This window comes from Aeromonas sanarellii (assembly GCF_000820085.1).
Taxonomy (GTDB): Bacteria; Pseudomonadota; Gammaproteobacteria; order Enterobacterales; family Aeromonadaceae; genus Aeromonas; species Aeromonas sanarellii.
On record NZ_CDBN01000032.1, the window covers coordinates 1 to 15,512 of the forward strand.

Consider the following 15,512-nt stretch of genomic DNA (forward strand, 5'->3'; position numbering starts at 1 on the left):
GCGAAGGCGGCCAGGGCGCCCAGGGTCTGGCCGAGGGCGGGGCGGTCGGGGCCGCGGTCAACAAGCGGGGGGATCATGGGGTTGCTCCTTGGTTGAACTGGCGAGCAGGGTAAATTGTTTTTCATTTGGGGATAATCTACCCTCATAGAACAACATTGTTTCCATATCGAGAACAGCATGAACCAGGAAGCCTTCGCCCTGCTCCCGGCCTTCGTCGCCGTGGTGGAGGCGGGCACCTTCTCCGGCGCCGCCCGTCAGCTCGGTCTCAGCAAGTCGGTGCTGAGCAAGAAGGTGAGCCAGCTCGAGCAGGCCCTCGGCTGCCAGCTCCTCTATCGCACCACCCGCTCCCTCACCCTCACCGAGGCGGGAGAGCGCTACTTCGAGACGGTGCGCCATGCGGTGCGCCTGGCCTGCGACGGGGAAGATGCCATCGGCGCCCTGCAATCGGCCCCCCGCGGCCTGCTGCGAGTGACGGTGCCCATGGTCTATGGCCGGCGCCACATCGCCCCCCTTGTCCCCGAGTTTCTCGCCCTCCACCCCGAGGTGCAGTTGCAGCTCGAGATGAGCGACGCCCAGCAGGATCTGGTGGCCGAGGGGTTCGACGTGGCGGTGCGCATCGGCGCGCTGGAGGATTCGAGCCTGGTCGCCCGCCGCCTCGCCCCCTGTCTCAGCACATTGTGCGCCTCCCCCGCCTACCTGGCGCGGGCCGGCACGCCCCGCACCCCGGCCGATCTCGAGCGCCACAACTGCCTCTTCTACTCCCTGTTTCGCGGCGGCACCCAGTGGCGGCTGCACGGACCCGAGGGAGAGGTGGCCATCACCCCCAGGGGCAATTTCGAGGTCAACAACAGCGACGCCATCCACACCGCGCTGCTGGCGGGGCTCGGCATCGGCAACATGCCGGACTTCATCGTGGCGCGGGATCTCGCCGCCGGTCGGCTGGTGCCCCTGCTGCCAGACCATGCCCTGCCCGAGCACGGCATCTGGTGCCTCTATCCCAGGCGCCGCCACCTGCCCGCCAAGGTGGTGGCCTGGCTCGCCTTCCTGCAGCAGCGCCTGGGGCTGCGCTGAGGGCCCGATAACCGGAACGGTTCACGTTTTTTTCATCGGGAAGGGAGTAGAGTAGGCAGCAAACCAAGCGTCTGTTTTGATTGGAGAAGCACTCCGGGGTCATGCCACGGCATGGCCCCCCAAGTGGAGTACCACGATGAAGAAAACCGCGATTGCCCTGACCCTGGCCAGCCTGCTGGCGCTGCCGCTCTTTGTCTCACCCGATGCCGGGGCCGCCCCGGTGCGCTCCCTGCAAAAGGAGCAGAATTACGAGCAGTTCATCAGCAAGCGCAAGGTGGTGGATCAACTGCTGGCAGACGCCGCCCGCATCTTCCACTCCCCCGCCCGGGTCTCCGATGCGGGCTTCACCGCCAAGATGCCGAGCAACATGGAGCAGGTGACCACCCTGCTGCTGGAGGCCCACCAGCTCGAGCCCTATCGCACCGATCTGCTCGTCTCGGCGGCCAACGCCCAGATCTACAACGGCAACGTGGAGAGGGCCATCGCCCTGTTCGAGCAGGCCCAGAGCGCCGCGCCGGACGATCTGGACATCAACACCTATCTGGCCACCTGGCAGCGCTTCAAGGGCAACCAGGCCAAGGCCGATGGCTACCTCAAGCGAGTCGGCGAACTCAACGCCGGTCGCGCCGCCGATCTGCAGCGGCTGTTCGAAACCGTGGACCGGGTGGTCGCCACCCCCCTCAAGGAGCGTCAGGGACGGGGCGAGAAGAAGGGGCGCCGCGCCATCGTCACCCTGGGCTATGCCCTCAATCCCGATGGCTCCATGCACGAGATCCTGCTGGGGCGCCTCGAGACCACCCGCGCCCTGGCCCAGGCCGATCCGGCGGCCCTCGTTATCCTCACCGGCGGTGTGCCCCAGAACCGCCAGACCGAGGGCAAGCTGATGGCGGACTGGCTGGCGAAGAAGGGCATCGACCGCTCCCGCATCATCGAGGAAAACTACGCCACCAGCACGGTGGAGAACGCCCTCTACAGCGGCTATGTCCTCGCCCGCCACGAGATTGAGTACGCCACCCTGGTGAGCTCGGCGAGCCACGTACGCCGGGGCCAGACCCTGCTGGAAATCGCCTGCTAGCAGAGCGGCCCGGCCACTATCCGCATCGACAGCGTCGCCTACCCGGACAAGCCCCTCTCGGCCCTGGCCAAGGCAAGCCCGGAGGAGCTTCTCGGCATCTACCGCGACGCCCTGCGCACCTATGGCCTCTGGAGCTACCGCTCGGCCCCGCTGGTGGAGCGCTGATCCCATGGCATGACGCCCAGCAAAAAGCCCGCCGAATGGCGGGCTTTTTCATCATCTGACGGGCTTTTTGTGTCGCTGGCGTGGTTTCAGCCCTTGAGCTCCAGCACTGTGGTGAAGCCGCCGAAGATCATGCGGGCGCCATCGAAGGGCATGGTCTGGTGCATGGGGCTGGCCGGATCCATCCTGGGGTCCTGCATCATCCTGGTCATGGCCTCGTCCCGTACCGCCTTGCTCGGCCACTCCACCCAGGAGAAGACCACGCTTTCGTCCTCCTTGGCCGCCACCGCGCGGTAAAAGTCGGTCTGCTTGCCGTGGGGCACGTCATCCCCCCAGCACTCCAGCACCCGGGTGGCCCCATATTCGAGGAAGATGGGGTCAAACAGCCCCGCATGGTCGATCAGGGCCTGCTTGTTGACCGTCGGCACGGCGATCACGAATCCGTCCACATATGACATGAGCCTTTCCTCCTGTGAGTGAGGATCTCAGCATAGCAGCCGTGCCCCAGGTCACCCTCAAAGAGAGACCAGCCGCTCCAGATCGCTGCGGGTCAGGCGCTTGCTGTCCACCTTCACATAGAGGGAGTGCTCCTCGCGCACCAGCAGCACGTCGCTCACCCCCTCGCAGGCGCGGATCCGCTGCTCCAGGGCCGGGGTGGCCTCGACCCCTTCCGGCAGCACGATGCGCAGGCTGCTGACATAGGGGGGCTCGGCCATGGTGAGGCTCACCCCGAGCCAGACGAGGGCCAGGGCGGCGCAGCCGCCAAACACCAGGGGGCCGCCCCCCAGGCTGTAGAGCAGGCCGCCGAGGCTACCGCCGATGGCAACCCCGAGGAACTGGCTGGTGGAGTAGACCCCCATGGCGGTGCCCTTGTAGCCCGGCGGGGACTCCTTGCTGATGAGGGAGGGCAGCAGCGCCTCCATCACGTTGAAGCCGATGAAGAAGAGCTGCAACCCGGCGAGCAGGCCCCACAGCTGCTGGCCGCTCTGCCAGAGCACCAGCTCGGCGGCCAGCATCACCACCACGCAGCCGAGGAAGACCCGCTTCATCTGGCGGTGCTTCTCCGCATAGATGATGAAGGGCACCACGCTCACGAAGGCCACCAGCATGGTGACCAGATAAGCCTGCCACTGGCTGTCACGGGGCAGGCCGGCGCGCTCCAGCAGGGGCGGCAGGGCCACGAAACTCGACATCAGCAGGGTGTGGACGCAGAGGATGCCGAGGTTGAGCTTGAGCAGGCGAGGATTGGTGAGCACGGTGCGAAAGCTGCCGCGCACCATGGCGGACTCGCGATTTTGCAGGTGGGCCGCCGGGATCGGCACCACCCAGAGCACCATGGCGATGGCGGCCAGGGCCAGCAGGGCGATGAGCCAGAACAGGCCCGACAAGCCCAGGGCATGGGTGATGAGGGGGCCGGTCACCATGGCGATGGCGAAGGTGATGCCAAAGCTCACCCCGATGAAGGCCATGGCCTTGGTGCGATTCTGCTCCCGGGTGAGATCCGACAGGAGCGCCATGACGGCGGCGGAGATGGCGCCGCTCCCTTGCAGGGCGCGCCCGACGATGACCCCCCAGATGGAGTCGCTCAGGGCGGCGATGACGCTGCCAAGGGCAAACATCAGCAGGCCGCCGACGATGAGGGGCTTACGCCCCACCTTGTCGGAGAGCAGGCCGAAGGGGATCTGGAACAGGGCCTGGGTCATGCCGTAGATGCCGATGGCAAGCCCGATGAGCGCCTCGGAGGCGCCCGCCAGGGACATGCCGTAGGTGGTGAGCACCGGCAGCACCATAAACATGCCGAGCATGCGCAGCGAGAAGACGGAGCCGAGCGCCCAGGTCGCGCGTCGCTCGCCCCTCGTCATGGTGAAATCATTCATGAGGGCCTCGATGAGTCAAAAAGAAGAGGGAAAGAAAGGGGTGACAGGATCTCGGCCACCCCCGAAAAAGTCGGCGATGCCCCTCGCAGGGCGGCGCCCATAATAGCAGAGCCGGGAAGGTTCCCGGCTCTGGATTTCATGCATTTCAGGGGTGCAGTTCACACTATCAGGGCAGCATGCTCACCAGCACAGGCGCGGCGTCCGGCTGGAAGTCCACCGACATCATTACGCTCAGGCAGGTAATGGTGACGATGGAGAACATGAACAGCTTGCGCGCCCAGAGGGAGTCGTCCACCGCCGCCTTGTAGCCCGACAGCGCCATCCCCAGCCACCAGACGCTCACCGCGGTGGCCACCACCAGATACTTGTAACCGGCGTAGCCACCGAGGAACAGCATCAGGGTCGGCACCATAAACGCCAGGATGTAGAGGGTGATGTGGTGCTTGGCCACCGAAATGCCCTTCACCACCGGCAGCACGGGTATGTTGGCGGCCTGGTAGTCCTTGAAGCGGAAGATGGCGATCGCATAGGAGTGCGGCATCTGCCACAGACTGAAGATCGCCAGCAGTATCAGGGCCCCCGAGTCGAACTGACCGCTCACCGCGCAGTAGCCGATGACAGGCGGCGCGGCGCCGGAGAGGCTGCCGACCAGGGTGCCATAGACAGAGTGCCGCTTCATATAGAGGCTGTAGACCCCCACATAGACCAGGAAGCCCAGCACCGCCAGCAAGGCGGCCAACGGATTGGCCGCGAAGTAGAGCAGTGCAATGCCCGCAACGCCCAGCGCCGTCGCATACCAGAGCGATACACCGGGGGCGATGAGCCCCCGCACCAGGGCGCGGTTCTTGGTGCGCTCCATGATGCAGTCGATGTCCCGGTCGATGTAGTTGTTGAACACGCAACCGGAGGCCACCACCAGTGACACCCCCACCATGGTCAGGATGAACAGGGGCACATCCAGGCTCCCCTTCGAGGCCAGCAGGAATCCCCCGATCACCGAGATGAGGTTGCCGAAGATGATGCCCGGCTTGGTCACTTGCAGGTATTGCTTCATCATCATCAACCCGCTCAGTGAACCATCATGTTGATGTTGAGGTTGTACATGATCCACAGGGAACCCACGACCACGATGGCGATGATGAGCACGGTAAAGACCAGTGCCACCAGGTTCCAGCGCTCCTCGGACGAGGTGTTCATGTGCAGGAAGTAGACCAGGTGCACGAAGATCTGCACCACCGCCATGGCCACCACGGTGCCGAGCACCACGGCGTGGGAGGCGGAGCCATCCATCACCATCCAGAACGGCACGGCGGTCAGGATGAGCGACAGCACGAAGCCGATCAGGTAGGACTTGACGCTGCCGTGGCTGGCGCCGTGATTGTCAACGGTATGATTGCTCATTTTTACATTGCCCCCATCAGATAGGTTCTAGCGCTGCCGTGGCTGGCCCAGTCAATGTCAACGGAATGACTCATTTACATGACCCCCATCAGATAGACCACGGTGAAGACGCAGATCCACACCACGTCGAGGAAGTGCCAGAACAGGCTCAGGCACATCAGGCGAGTACGGTTGCGATCGGTCAGCCCCTTCTTGGTGATCAGCACCATCATCACGATGATCCAGACAAGGCCGCTGGTCACGTGGATACCGTGGGTCCCCACCAGGGTGAAGAAGGCAGACAGGAAGCCGCTGCGATCCGGGCCCGCATCATTGACGATCAGATGATGGAACTCGTAGATCTCCATGGCGATGAAGCCGGCACCCAGCAGGAAGGTGACGAACAGCCAGGTGTTGACCGCCGCGACCTTGTTCTTGTTCATGGCCAGCATGCCGAACCCGAAGGTGATGGAGCTCAGCAGCAGCAGCATGGTTTCGGCAAACACGAACGGCAGTTCGAAGATGTCCTTGCCGGTGGGGCCGCCGGCAGTGCCGTTGACCAGGACCGCATAGGTCGCGAACAGGGTCGCGAACAGGATGCAGTCACTCATCAGGTAGATCCAGAAACCGAATACCTTGGTGGCACCGGCATCGTGGTGCCCATCCTCATGGGCACCGTGAGAGTGATGTAGTACGTCAGTCGCCATGGAATTAAGCCACCTTGTTGATGTTGTCGAAATGCTGACCTTCGATGCGCTCGATCTCGTCAACCTGTACGTAGTAGTCCACATCGTCGTTGAAGCTGTGGATGATCCAGGTGGCGATCATGCCGATGAAGCCGGCGATGGCCATCCACCAGATGTGCCAGATCATGGCAAAGCCGAACAGGGTGCTGAAGGCGGCGATGATGACGCCGGCGCCGGAGTTCTTGGGCATGTGGATGGGGGCATACTGGGCCGGCTTGCGATAGGCGCTGCCGTCCTGCTTGGCTTCCCAGAAGGCGTCCAGACCCTTCACCTTCGGCTCGATGGCGAAGTTGTAGAAGGGGGGCGGAGAGGAAGTAGCCCACTCCAGGGTACGGCCACCCCAGGGGTCGCCGGTCAGGTCGCGGTTCTTCTCGCGGTCGCGGATGCTGACCACGATCTGGATGACCTGGCACAGTACGCCCAGCGCAATCAGCCCGGCGCCGCAGGCAGCTACCACCAGCCAGCCGTGGAACTCGGGATCGATGTTCTGGCTGACGCGGCGGGTCATGCCCATGAAGCCCAGCACGTAGAGCGGCATGAAGGCCACGAAGAAGCCGGTGATCCAGAACCAGAACGCGCGCTTGCCCCAGACGTCATCCAGCTTGAAGCCGAACGCCTTCGGGAACCAGTAGGTGATACCGGCGAAGCAGCCGAACACCACGCCGCCGATGATGACGTTGTGGAAGTGGGCGATCAGGAACAGGCTGTTGTGCAGCACGAAGTTGGCGGCCGGCACGGAGAGCAGTACCCCGGTCATACCACCTACGGTGAAGGTGATGATGAAGCCGACGGTCCACAGCATGGGGGAGCTGAACTCGATGCGACCGCGGTACATGGTGAACAGCCAGTTGAAGATCTTCACCCCGGTCGGGATGGAGATGATCATGGTGGTGATGCCGAAGAAGGCATTCACGTTGGCACCGGACCCCATGGTGAAGAAGTGGTGCAGCCACACGATGAACGACAGCACGGTGATCGCCACGGTCGCCCACACCAGGGAGGTGTAACCGAACAGCTTCTTCTTGCAGAAGGTGGCCACCACTTCGGAGAAGATACCGAACACCGGCAGCACCAGGATGTACACTTCGGGATGACCCCAGGCCCAGATCAGGTTGATGTACATCATCATGTTGCCACCCATGTCATTGGTAAAGAAATGGGTACCCAGGTAGCGGTCTGCGGTCAGCAGGGCGATGGTGACGGTCAGGATAGGGAAGGAGGCGATGATCAGGATGTTGGCGCACAGGGCGGTCCAGGTGAAGACCGGCAGGCGCATCATGGTCATGCCGGGGGCACGCATGCGGATGATGGTGGCGAAGAAGTTCACGCCGGTCAGCAGGGTTCCGAGACCGGAGATCTGCAGACTCCATATCCAGTAGTCGACCCCGACCCCCGGGCTGAACTCCAGCCCCGACAAGGGCGGATAGGCCAGCCAGCCGGTCTGGGCGAATTCACCGACCCCGAGGGAGACGTTGATCAGCACCACGGCCGCGGCGGTAAACCAGAAGCTCAGGTTGTTCAAGAAGGGGAAGGCGACGTCACGGGCGCCGATCTGCAGCGGCACCACTATGTTCATCAGGCCGATCACCAGCGGCATGGCCACGAAGAAGATCATGATGACGCCGTGGGCGGTGAAGATCTGGTCGTAGTGATGGGCATTCAGGTAGCCTTCGCTGCCCGCGGAGGCCATGACCTGCTGACCACGCATCATGACCGCGTCGGCGAAGCCGCGCAGCAGCATGACCATGCCCAGAATGAGATACATGATACCGAGGCGCTTGTGGTCGACCGAGGTCAGCCACTCTTTCCACAGATATTGCCACTTGCCGTAGTAAGTGATGAGACCGGCGATGGCCAGCCCACCCAAGATGATACCGGCTATCGTGACCATGATGATGGGTTCATGGTACGGAATAGCCTCGAGTGTCAATTTTCCAAACATCGATTATTCCTCGGATCCTGCTTTCACACTCTTGTCGGCCGACATGGCCATGTGTCCGGCATGAGCATCATGGTTCATGGCCTGCTCGTCCATGGCACCCTCGGTCGGGGCCTCATGGTTCATGGCGTCATGATTCATGGCTTCGTGGTTCATGCCCTCGTGGTCCGCGGCGCCCGCTTTCTGGGTGTCGTGACCGCCATGGGACATGCCGCCCATGAACTTGTTGATGATGTTGACGAACAGCTTGGGATCGGCGCTGGCGAAGTATTCCACCGGGTGGTTTTCGCTCTTCTTGGCCAGGGCATCGAACTCATCCATGGTGTTCAGCGCCTTGGAAGAGGCCTTCACCTTGGCTACCCAGGCGTCGAAACCGGCCTGATCCTGGGTCGCGATGGCCTTGAACTTCATGCCGGAGAAGCCGGCACCGCTGTAGCCGCCCGAGATGCCCTTGTACTCGCCCGCCTCGTTGGCAATCAGGTGCAGCTTGGTCTGCATGCCGGCCATGGCGTAGATCTGGCCGCCCAGCTGGGGGATGAAGAAGGAGTTCATCACGGTGTCGGAGGTCACCCGGAAGTTGACCGGGGTGTCGACCGGGAAGGCCAGCTCGTTGACGGAGGCGATCCCCAGCTCCGGATAGACGAACAGCCACTTCCAGTCGAGGGAGATGACATCGACCTGGATCGGTTTGACGTCGGATTCCAGCGGCTTGTAAGGGTCGAGAGAGTGGGAGGTTTTCCAGGTGATCACCGCCAGGATGGCGATGATGATGACGGGCACAGTCCAGACGACTGCCTCAATCTTGTTGGAGTGGGCCCAGTCCGGCGCATAGGTGGCGCTGGTGTTGGACGCTCGGTATTTGTAAGCGAACGCCACCGCCATCACAATCACGGGCACCACCACGATCAGCATCAAGCCGAGTGCGGTCAATATCAGTGACTTCTGCTCCAGACCAACCTGCCCCTTGGGGCTCATCAGAGCCATGTCGCAGCCGCTCAGCAAGCTGGCAGTCGCGAGCAACAGCAAAGCGCCCAAGCCCCTCTTCACATCAAAGAGTCTCATGCAATGTCCTCATCTTTTGAAGGCTTATTGGTATAAAAAAATGCAGCATTTTATTGCATCAGAGCGGCATGTGAACAACATGAAAAATTAATCCCAAAAATGTTCCAAAGGTGATGGAAAGCCGTGTCAGATGTTAATCCCTTGACAATGACCAATTTATTCAAATCACACTCGAACGATTCATCTTCCGTTAATTTATCCCTTCGCCAAAAACGCCCACTAATTAACCGAAACAACCGCATCGCTCTATTTTCAACCGGATCTGCGGTGACAAAAAGAGCCAAACAACCCCTCTTCGATACACAGGCCACCCCGTGCTTCCTTGATCTGGATACGCATATTCGGGAAAGGAATAAAAAAATAATTAATCAAACAATCGTATGATTAACTTCTTGAGGCCGATCAAAGCGGACAGAGCGCCTCTCTTTCCGGAACCCGCCATGAAAAACGGGTCCTCATCGGACCCGTTGCAGAGGATAGGCGAGCCCCGCCAGGGGTCGGCATTCAGGGATGGGCATGTTCCATCCGGGTCGCAACGGCGATCCGGTTCCAGGCATTGATGGTGACAGCCTGCATCAGGCACTGGGCCAGCAGACTCTCCCCCAATTGGGCCAGCGCCTCCCCATAGGTCTGCTCCGTGAGCCCCTGGTCGGCGATCGAAGTGACCTCGTCGGTCAGGGCCAGCACCGCCCGCTCCCGCCCATCGAACAGCGGCGACTCGCGCCAGGCGGCGAGCGCCAGCAGCCGCTGCGCACTCTCCCCATGCTTCATCGCCACCTCGGCGTGCATCTCGATGCAGTAGGCGCAGCCGTTAATCATGGAGGCGCGCAGCTTGATGAGCTCCTTGAGCGACAGGGGAATGTCGGTGCCGCCGAGATAGGCTTCCAGTCCCCGCATGGCCTGGATGGCGGCGGGGATCTGGCTGGCAAGCTGGATACGTTGTGACATGGTGATGCTCCCGTGAAGAGGCCCGACATGGGCGATGGGCCCATTATTTACCCTTTCACTCGCCGGTAGAATACCGACAAAACCTGCAACAGTTTTGCGTATATCGCAAAGGTGATTCCATGCTGGATCGCATCCGCACCCTGGCCCAGGTGGTGGAGTCGGGCAGCTTCTCCCGTGCCGCCCGCGCCCTCAACCTGGCCCCCTCCTCCGTGACCCGCGCCATCGATGCCCTGGAGCAGCAGCTGGGGATCCCGCTCTTCAAGCGCAGCACCCGCCAACTGGTGCTGACCAGCCAGGGGGAGTACTTTCTCGCCCGCTCCCTGCCCCTGCTGGAGGAGGCCGACCAGCTGGTGCAATCCCTGCAGCCCCTGTCGGTGGCACCGCAGGGGCCGCTTCGGGTCTCGGTGTTCGAGAGCTTCGGTGCGGCCTGGCTGGCGCCCCGTCTGCCGGACTTTCTGGCCCGCTATCCCGGGGTGCGGCTCGAGATCGAGCTGGACAACCGCCTGGTGGATCTCGACGCCGAAAACGTGGACGTGGCGGTGCGCATCGGACGGCCCGTGGACAGCGGCCTGCACGCCCGCCACCTGCTCACCAACCGGGCTCTGCTGGTCGCCTCCCCCGCCTATCTGGCGCGCCATGGCGAACCCGCCCATCCCGCCGATCTGGCCCACCACAACTGCCTCATTCGCGGTCATGGCCGCCAGCGTCAGCACTGGCACTTTCGAAGGGGCACCGAGCGGCACAGGGTCGCGGTGCAGGGCAACCTCGCCTCGGTCGGCGGTACGCCCCTGCTCTGCGCCGCCCGGGCGGGGTGCGGCATCCTGCTGCTGTCGAGCTGGATGGTGCAGCAGAGCCTGGACGACGGCACCCTGGTGCCGCTGCTGCCCGAGTGGCAGGCCTCCCCCTACGAGGATCGCCACGACGAGATCCACGCGGTGTTTCGCGGCGGCCGCTTCCTCACCCCCCAGACCCGCGCCTTCATCGACTTTCTGGTCGAGGCGATGGCGCCCCTGCAAGGGCCGCGCTGATCGCGGCAAGCGCCTCGTCGATGGCGGGCAGAAAAAAGCAGACGCCGGGCAGAGGGCCCGGCGTCTGGACATGAGGGGCGTCACGATGACTCAGCGGGGCTTGCGCCCGTCCGGTGTCGGGGTCGTGCGATAATCCCCGTAGGGGAAGACGTTGCGCAGGCGCTGTGCCACGGGCTCCGGGATGGAGCGGGAGAAGACGAGCCTGACGCCGCTGCCGTCGCGCTGCCCCAGGATGCGGCCACGCACCGGATCCTGGCGCAGGATCTGCTTCACCTGATCCAGGAAGCGCGGCGACACCGAGCCCCGTTTCACCACCACCTTGCCCGGCGCGAGCCGGATCTCGAACAGGGCGCCACGCCCCAGCTTCATCAGCCACCAGATCAGGGCGATCGCCACCACCAAAGAGAGCCAGGCCATCCACAATCCTCCATCCATATCCTTGTCTGGGTCAGTATAGGGCGCGGCGGCGGTCCGTTATCTGGCGGGCATCACGCTTTGCCCACCGGACAGCGCCCGCGGCCCGACCACAGGGCCCACTGCGCCGAGCTCAGCGCCCCCTGCCCCAGGCAGTCAGGGTATCCCGATAGAGGGCCAGCAGCGCCTGATCCCGCACCGCCACCCCGACCCGCTGGGCAGGATAGCCGGCCCAGCCGTCGTGGGGATGGGCCTTGCCATCGAACTTCTGCAGGGTATGGCCGATGGCGGGGCCGCTGTCGACGACCCGCACCGGCCCCTCCCTCAGGGTGAACAGGGAAGGATCTATCACATAGGCGATGGCGGACGGATCGTGCACGTGGCAGCCATCGAGCCCGATCCGCTCGGAATAGAAGCGCAGGTAGAAGCGGCTCACGTCCCACAGGAAGCGGCCCGGCTCCCCCGCCTGGTCCCGCAGCGCATCCAGGTAGGCGCTGCTGAAGAAGCTCTGCTGGGTGACGTCGAGCCCGATGATCACCACGGGCCAGTCGGCGGTGAAGACCCGATCCGCCGCCTCCGGATCGTCGTGGATATTGGCCTCGGCATAAGGGCTCACGTTGCCGCGATGACCGTTGACGCCGAAGGCGCCGCCCATCACCACCACCTGCTTCACCAGGGCGGCTACCTCGGGGGCCGCCTCGAGCGCCAGCGCCAGATTGGTCAGCGGCCCTATGGTCACCAGGGTGATCTCGCCGGGGTGGGCCTTCACCGTCTCGACGATGTATTGCCAAGCCGGACGGGGATCCGGGCTGAGGGTCACCGCCCCGGCCTGCACGTCGCCAAAGCCGGTGGGGCCGTGCACCACAGTGGTGGGGCCCACGGGGTCGCGCCGCAGGGGGGTGGCGGCGCCCTGGGCCACGTCCGCCTGCATGCCGTATTTCTGCTTGAGCCAGAGCGCGTTGCGGGTGCCGTTTTCTATGGTGGCGTTGCCAAACACAGTGGTGATGGCGAGCAGCTCGATGGCAGGGTGCGCCTCGGCAAAGAGAATGGCCATGGCGTCGTCGATGCCGGGATCCGTATCCAGAATGATCTTGTGGGTCATGGGGCCTCCATTGGACAGAGCAGCCAGTGTAGCGAGCCGGCGCCGCTTTAACAGCGCCGGGATCACAACCCTGACGTCTCATCTGCCTCCCTGCCTGCATCAACCCGGCTCCCGAACGCGCCCATGCCAACACCGGCCGGACAACGGCCATATTCTGGCCAGTCGGGCTTGCCGAGGTGACCTGCGCCTTGCCGGAGGGCAATCGGGGTGGTATCACTTGGCCTCCTTGTCCACCTCTCTCATCCACCCGCCGAGGCGCCATCGTGATCACCCTGATTAAAGAGTCCGACCAGTTGAAGATGCCCTGGAAAAACAGGCAGGGCACCACGGCCCAGATACTTATCTCCCCCAAGGGGGCGAGCCTGGACAAACTCGACTTCGACTACCGCCTGAGCTCGGCGCCCATCAAGACGGCGGGCCCCTTCTCCAAATTTCCCGGCTATCAGCGTATCCTCTTGCCCGTCAGCGGCGCCGGCTTCGTGCTCAACGGCCACCCCTATGCCACCTTCGAGGCGGCCCACTTCAGCGGCGATGACGAGACCCACTGCGAACTGCTGAAAAAAGAGGTGACGGATCTAGGGCTCATCTACCACCCCGAACGCGTCAGCGCCAACGTGCGGGTGCTCAACGTCCCCTTCCCGCTCACCCTCACCCTGGAGGCGGACAAGACCTACCTCTGCCACCTGCTCAGTGGCGAACTGACGGTGGCAGGCCAGGCCGTGGCGATCAACGAAACCCTGGTGGTCAACGGCGAGCAGAGCATCCGCTTCGAGTGTCAGAAGAAGACCACCCTCGCCTTCTTTACCCTGCAAGCCAGATAACGGGCACAAAAAAGCCGGGCAATCCCGGCTTTTGATTGGCATGAAGTGCGGGCGGATCAGCCTACCTTGAAGCTGCCCTTCATCATGGCGAAGTGGCCGGGGAAGGAGCAGAAGAAGGTGAGATCCTTGCCTGCCAACCCCTCGGTCTTGAAGGTGACGCTGGTGCTTTCGCCCCCTCCCACCAGCTTGGTGTGCGCCAGGATCCTGGCGTCGTCCTTGGGCAGGTAGTCGTGATCGGCACCGGCACTCATGCCCGCGGTGGCGACGGCCTGGTAGTCGGCAGTATTGGCCAGCACCCAGTTGTGACCCATGTTGGCCACCGGCAGCTTGCCGGTGTGATTGAGGGTCACTGTCACCTCCTGGCAGGTGGCCGGCACGCTCATCTCTTTCTGGTTGAACTGCATGGCATCATTGCCTTCGATGACCAATGCGCACTCATCGGCCAGGGCGGGGGCGGCGAGGGAGCTCAGAAGCAGCAGGGCTAACACCTTTTTCATCATCTTCTCCTTTGATTGGCGATGGAAGACAGCAAACTCGCCTCGAAAGTCCGAGCGGCACCAGGCAAAGATGCTGTCAAAATCGATCTTCATTGTACCCAGATGTCACCGGGGGACGACGGTTTTTGCTCAAAGATGCGGGCCGGGTCACTCCTCTCCCCCGCGACACGACAAGGGACCGGATTGGTCAACGGGCCGTCCGGCTTAATTATTTGCAGGGTTGGCGCCCTTGGCCAGCTCGCCAACCCGAACGCCCTTGGCTAAGCTGCTCACCCGTCGACGACTCCCGCGAGAATGACAGATGCACACCTCTTCCCTGCGCCAGGCACCGCGCGCCCTGCTGCTCTCCCTGATGCTGCTGTTGGCCGCCTGTCAGCCAGCCCCGACCCAGACCCGCATTCAGGGCAGCACCATGGGCACCTACTATGCGGTGACCCTGAGCGACCCCTTCCCCGGAGGACAGGGCGCCCTGCAACAGGAGGTGGAGACCCTGCTGGCGCGCCTGAACCAGGAGATCTCCACCTATGATCCCGCCTCCCTCATCTCCCGCTTCAACCAGGGGACGGGGCAGCCTCCCCAGGTCATCCCGGCCACCATGGCGAAGATTGTGCAACAGGGCATGGACGCAGGTCGCCTCACCCTGGGCGCCCTGGATGTCACCGTGGGTCCCCTGGTCAACCTCTGGGGCTTCGGGCCGGACAAGCGCCCGACCCAGCGCCCCGGCGCCGAGCAGATCGCCCAGGCCAGGGCGAGGGTCGGCATCGACAAGCTGAGCCTGACACCCCAAGGAGATCACTTCCTGCTCGGCAAGGCCATACCGGGGCTCTATCTGGACCTCTCCACCCTGGGCGAGGGAGCGGCCTCCGACGAGATAGCCGGCCTGCTGGAGCGAAGAGGGGTGCACAACTACCTCATCGAGGTGGCGGGCGCCGTGCGCAGCAAGGGCCGCAACGCCAAGGGCAACCCCTGGCGGGTGGCCATCGTCGAACCCTCGGACAGGCCGGGCGCCATCGAGGACGTGGTCACCCCGAACGGCATGGCGGTGAGCACCGCCGGCAGCTATCGCAACTATTACGAGCTGGACGGCAAGCGCTACTCCCACATCATCGATCCCGCCACCGGCGAGCCCGTGACCCACAGACTGGTCTCCGCCAGCGTCATCACCCCGACCGCGCTGGAAGCCGACGCCCTCGACACCGCCCTCATGGTGATGGGGCCCGAGCGGGCGATGGCCTTTGCCAAGGAGCACAGGCTCGCGGTCTATCTCATCGAGAAGACGGATCAGGGGTTTGTGGCGCGCCACACCCCCGAGTTTGCCCCCTATCTGGTGCGCAGCGAGCCATGAACGACGAGGCCCCGCACGGCGGGGCCTCTTTACATCATGGTACCG

14 protein-coding genes and 2 pseudogenes are annotated in these 15,512 nt (G+C 63.5%); 5 read left to right on the forward strand and 11 right to left on the reverse strand.

What is annotated here, in order from left to right; all coding sequences use genetic code 11:
• The first annotated feature begins 177 nt into the window (after positions 1-177).
• On the forward strand, positions 178-1,071 hold the full coding sequence (locus BN1132_RS06245; RefSeq protein WP_042076030.1) for a LysR family transcriptional regulator: 894 nt from the start codon (positions 178-180) through the stop codon (positions 1,069-1,071).
• 136 nt (positions 1,072-1,207) lie between these two features.
• Positions 1,208-2,311: pseudogene (locus BN1132_RS06250) on the forward strand (ElyC/SanA/YdcF family protein).
• Between the two features lie 86 nt (positions 2,312-2,397).
• Here BN1132_RS06250 and BN1132_RS06255 read toward each other — a convergent pair.
• The 8 genes and pseudogenes from BN1132_RS06255 to BN1132_RS06290 form a co-directional block, all read right to left on the reverse strand.
• Positions 2,398-2,766 (reverse strand): DUF1428 domain-containing protein, encoded by a 369-nt coding sequence (locus tag BN1132_RS06255; RefSeq protein WP_042076031.1) that lies wholly within the window; start codon positions 2,764-2,766, stop codon positions 2,398-2,400.
• A 57-nt stretch (positions 2,767-2,823) separates the two neighbouring features.
• A complete protein-coding gene (locus tag BN1132_RS06260; RefSeq protein WP_042076032.1) occupies positions 2,824-4,185 on the reverse strand; it encodes an MFS transporter in 1,362 nt (453 codons plus the stop codon).
• Between the two features lie 166 nt (positions 4,186-4,351).
• A complete protein-coding gene (gene cyoE / locus BN1132_RS06265; RefSeq protein WP_042076033.1) occupies positions 4,352-5,245 on the reverse strand; it encodes a heme o synthase in 894 nt (297 codons plus the stop codon).
• An 8-nt stretch (positions 5,246-5,253) separates the two neighbouring features.
• Complete coding sequence (locus tag BN1132_RS06270; protein ID WP_042076034.1) at positions 5,254-5,586, reverse strand: cytochrome o ubiquinol oxidase subunit IV; 333 nt, start codon at positions 5,584-5,586, stop codon at positions 5,254-5,256.
• Positions 5,587-5,660: 74 nt separating this feature from the next.
• Positions 5,661-6,308 (reverse strand): annotated as a pseudogene (locus BN1132_RS06275) (cytochrome o ubiquinol oxidase subunit III); the annotation flags it as partial.
• Positions 6,277-8,253: a cytochrome o ubiquinol oxidase subunit I gene (gene cyoB / locus BN1132_RS06280; RefSeq protein WP_042076036.1), complete on the reverse strand. Its 1,977-nt coding sequence runs from the start codon at positions 8,251-8,253 to the stop codon at positions 6,277-6,279. The gene cyoB and the pseudogene BN1132_RS06275, both read right to left, overlap by 32 nt.
• A 3-nt stretch (positions 8,254-8,256) precedes the next feature.
• Positions 8,257-9,312, reverse strand: coding sequence for a cytochrome o ubiquinol oxidase subunit II (cyoA, locus tag BN1132_RS06285; RefSeq protein ID WP_084202631.1), 1,056 nt, complete (start codon positions 9,310-9,312; stop codon positions 8,257-8,259).
• A gap of 504 nt (positions 9,313-9,816) precedes the next feature.
• A complete protein-coding gene (locus tag BN1132_RS06290; protein WP_042076037.1) occupies positions 9,817-10,260 on the reverse strand; it encodes a carboxymuconolactone decarboxylase family protein in 444 nt (147 codons plus the stop codon).
• A 119-nt stretch (positions 10,261-10,379) separates the two neighbouring features.
• On the opposite strand from BN1132_RS06290, the gene BN1132_RS06295 reads away from it, so the two are divergent.
• A complete protein-coding gene (locus tag BN1132_RS06295; RefSeq protein ID WP_042076039.1) occupies positions 10,380-11,288 on the forward strand; it encodes a LysR family transcriptional regulator in 909 nt (302 codons plus the stop codon).
• A 90-nt stretch (positions 11,289-11,378) separates the two neighbouring features.
• Here the strand turns inward: BN1132_RS06295 and BN1132_RS06300 are convergent, their stop codons facing one another.
• On the reverse strand, positions 11,379-11,705 hold the full coding sequence (locus BN1132_RS06300; RefSeq protein ID WP_042076044.1) for a DUF3634 family protein: 327 nt from the start codon (positions 11,703-11,705) through the stop codon (positions 11,379-11,381).
• 130 nt (positions 11,706-11,835) lie between these two features.
• Positions 11,836-12,804 (reverse strand): nucleoside hydrolase, encoded by a 969-nt coding sequence (locus BN1132_RS06305; RefSeq protein ID WP_042076045.1) that lies wholly within the window; start codon positions 12,802-12,804, stop codon positions 11,836-11,838.
• 263 nt (positions 12,805-13,067) lie between these two features.
• Between BN1132_RS06305 and BN1132_RS06310 the strand changes: the two genes are divergently transcribed.
• On the forward strand, positions 13,068-13,625 hold the full coding sequence (locus BN1132_RS06310; RefSeq protein ID WP_042076047.1) for a HutD family protein: 558 nt from the start codon (positions 13,068-13,070) through the stop codon (positions 13,623-13,625).
• A 56-nt stretch (positions 13,626-13,681) separates the two neighbouring features.
• Here the strand turns inward: BN1132_RS06310 and azu are convergent, their stop codons facing one another.
• Positions 13,682-14,122 carry an azurin gene (gene azu / locus BN1132_RS06315; RefSeq protein WP_042076049.1) on the reverse strand — a complete coding sequence of 147 codons (441 nt, stop codon included), beginning with the start codon at positions 14,120-14,122 and terminating at the stop codon, positions 13,682-13,684.
• A gap of 301 nt (positions 14,123-14,423) precedes the next feature.
• Here azu and BN1132_RS06320 point away from each other — a divergent pair, with 301 nt between their 5' ends.
• Positions 14,424-15,467 (forward strand): FAD:protein FMN transferase, encoded by a 1,044-nt coding sequence (locus BN1132_RS06320; RefSeq protein WP_042076050.1) that lies wholly within the window; start codon positions 14,424-14,426, stop codon positions 15,465-15,467.
• Positions 15,468-15,512: the final 45 nt, after the last annotated feature.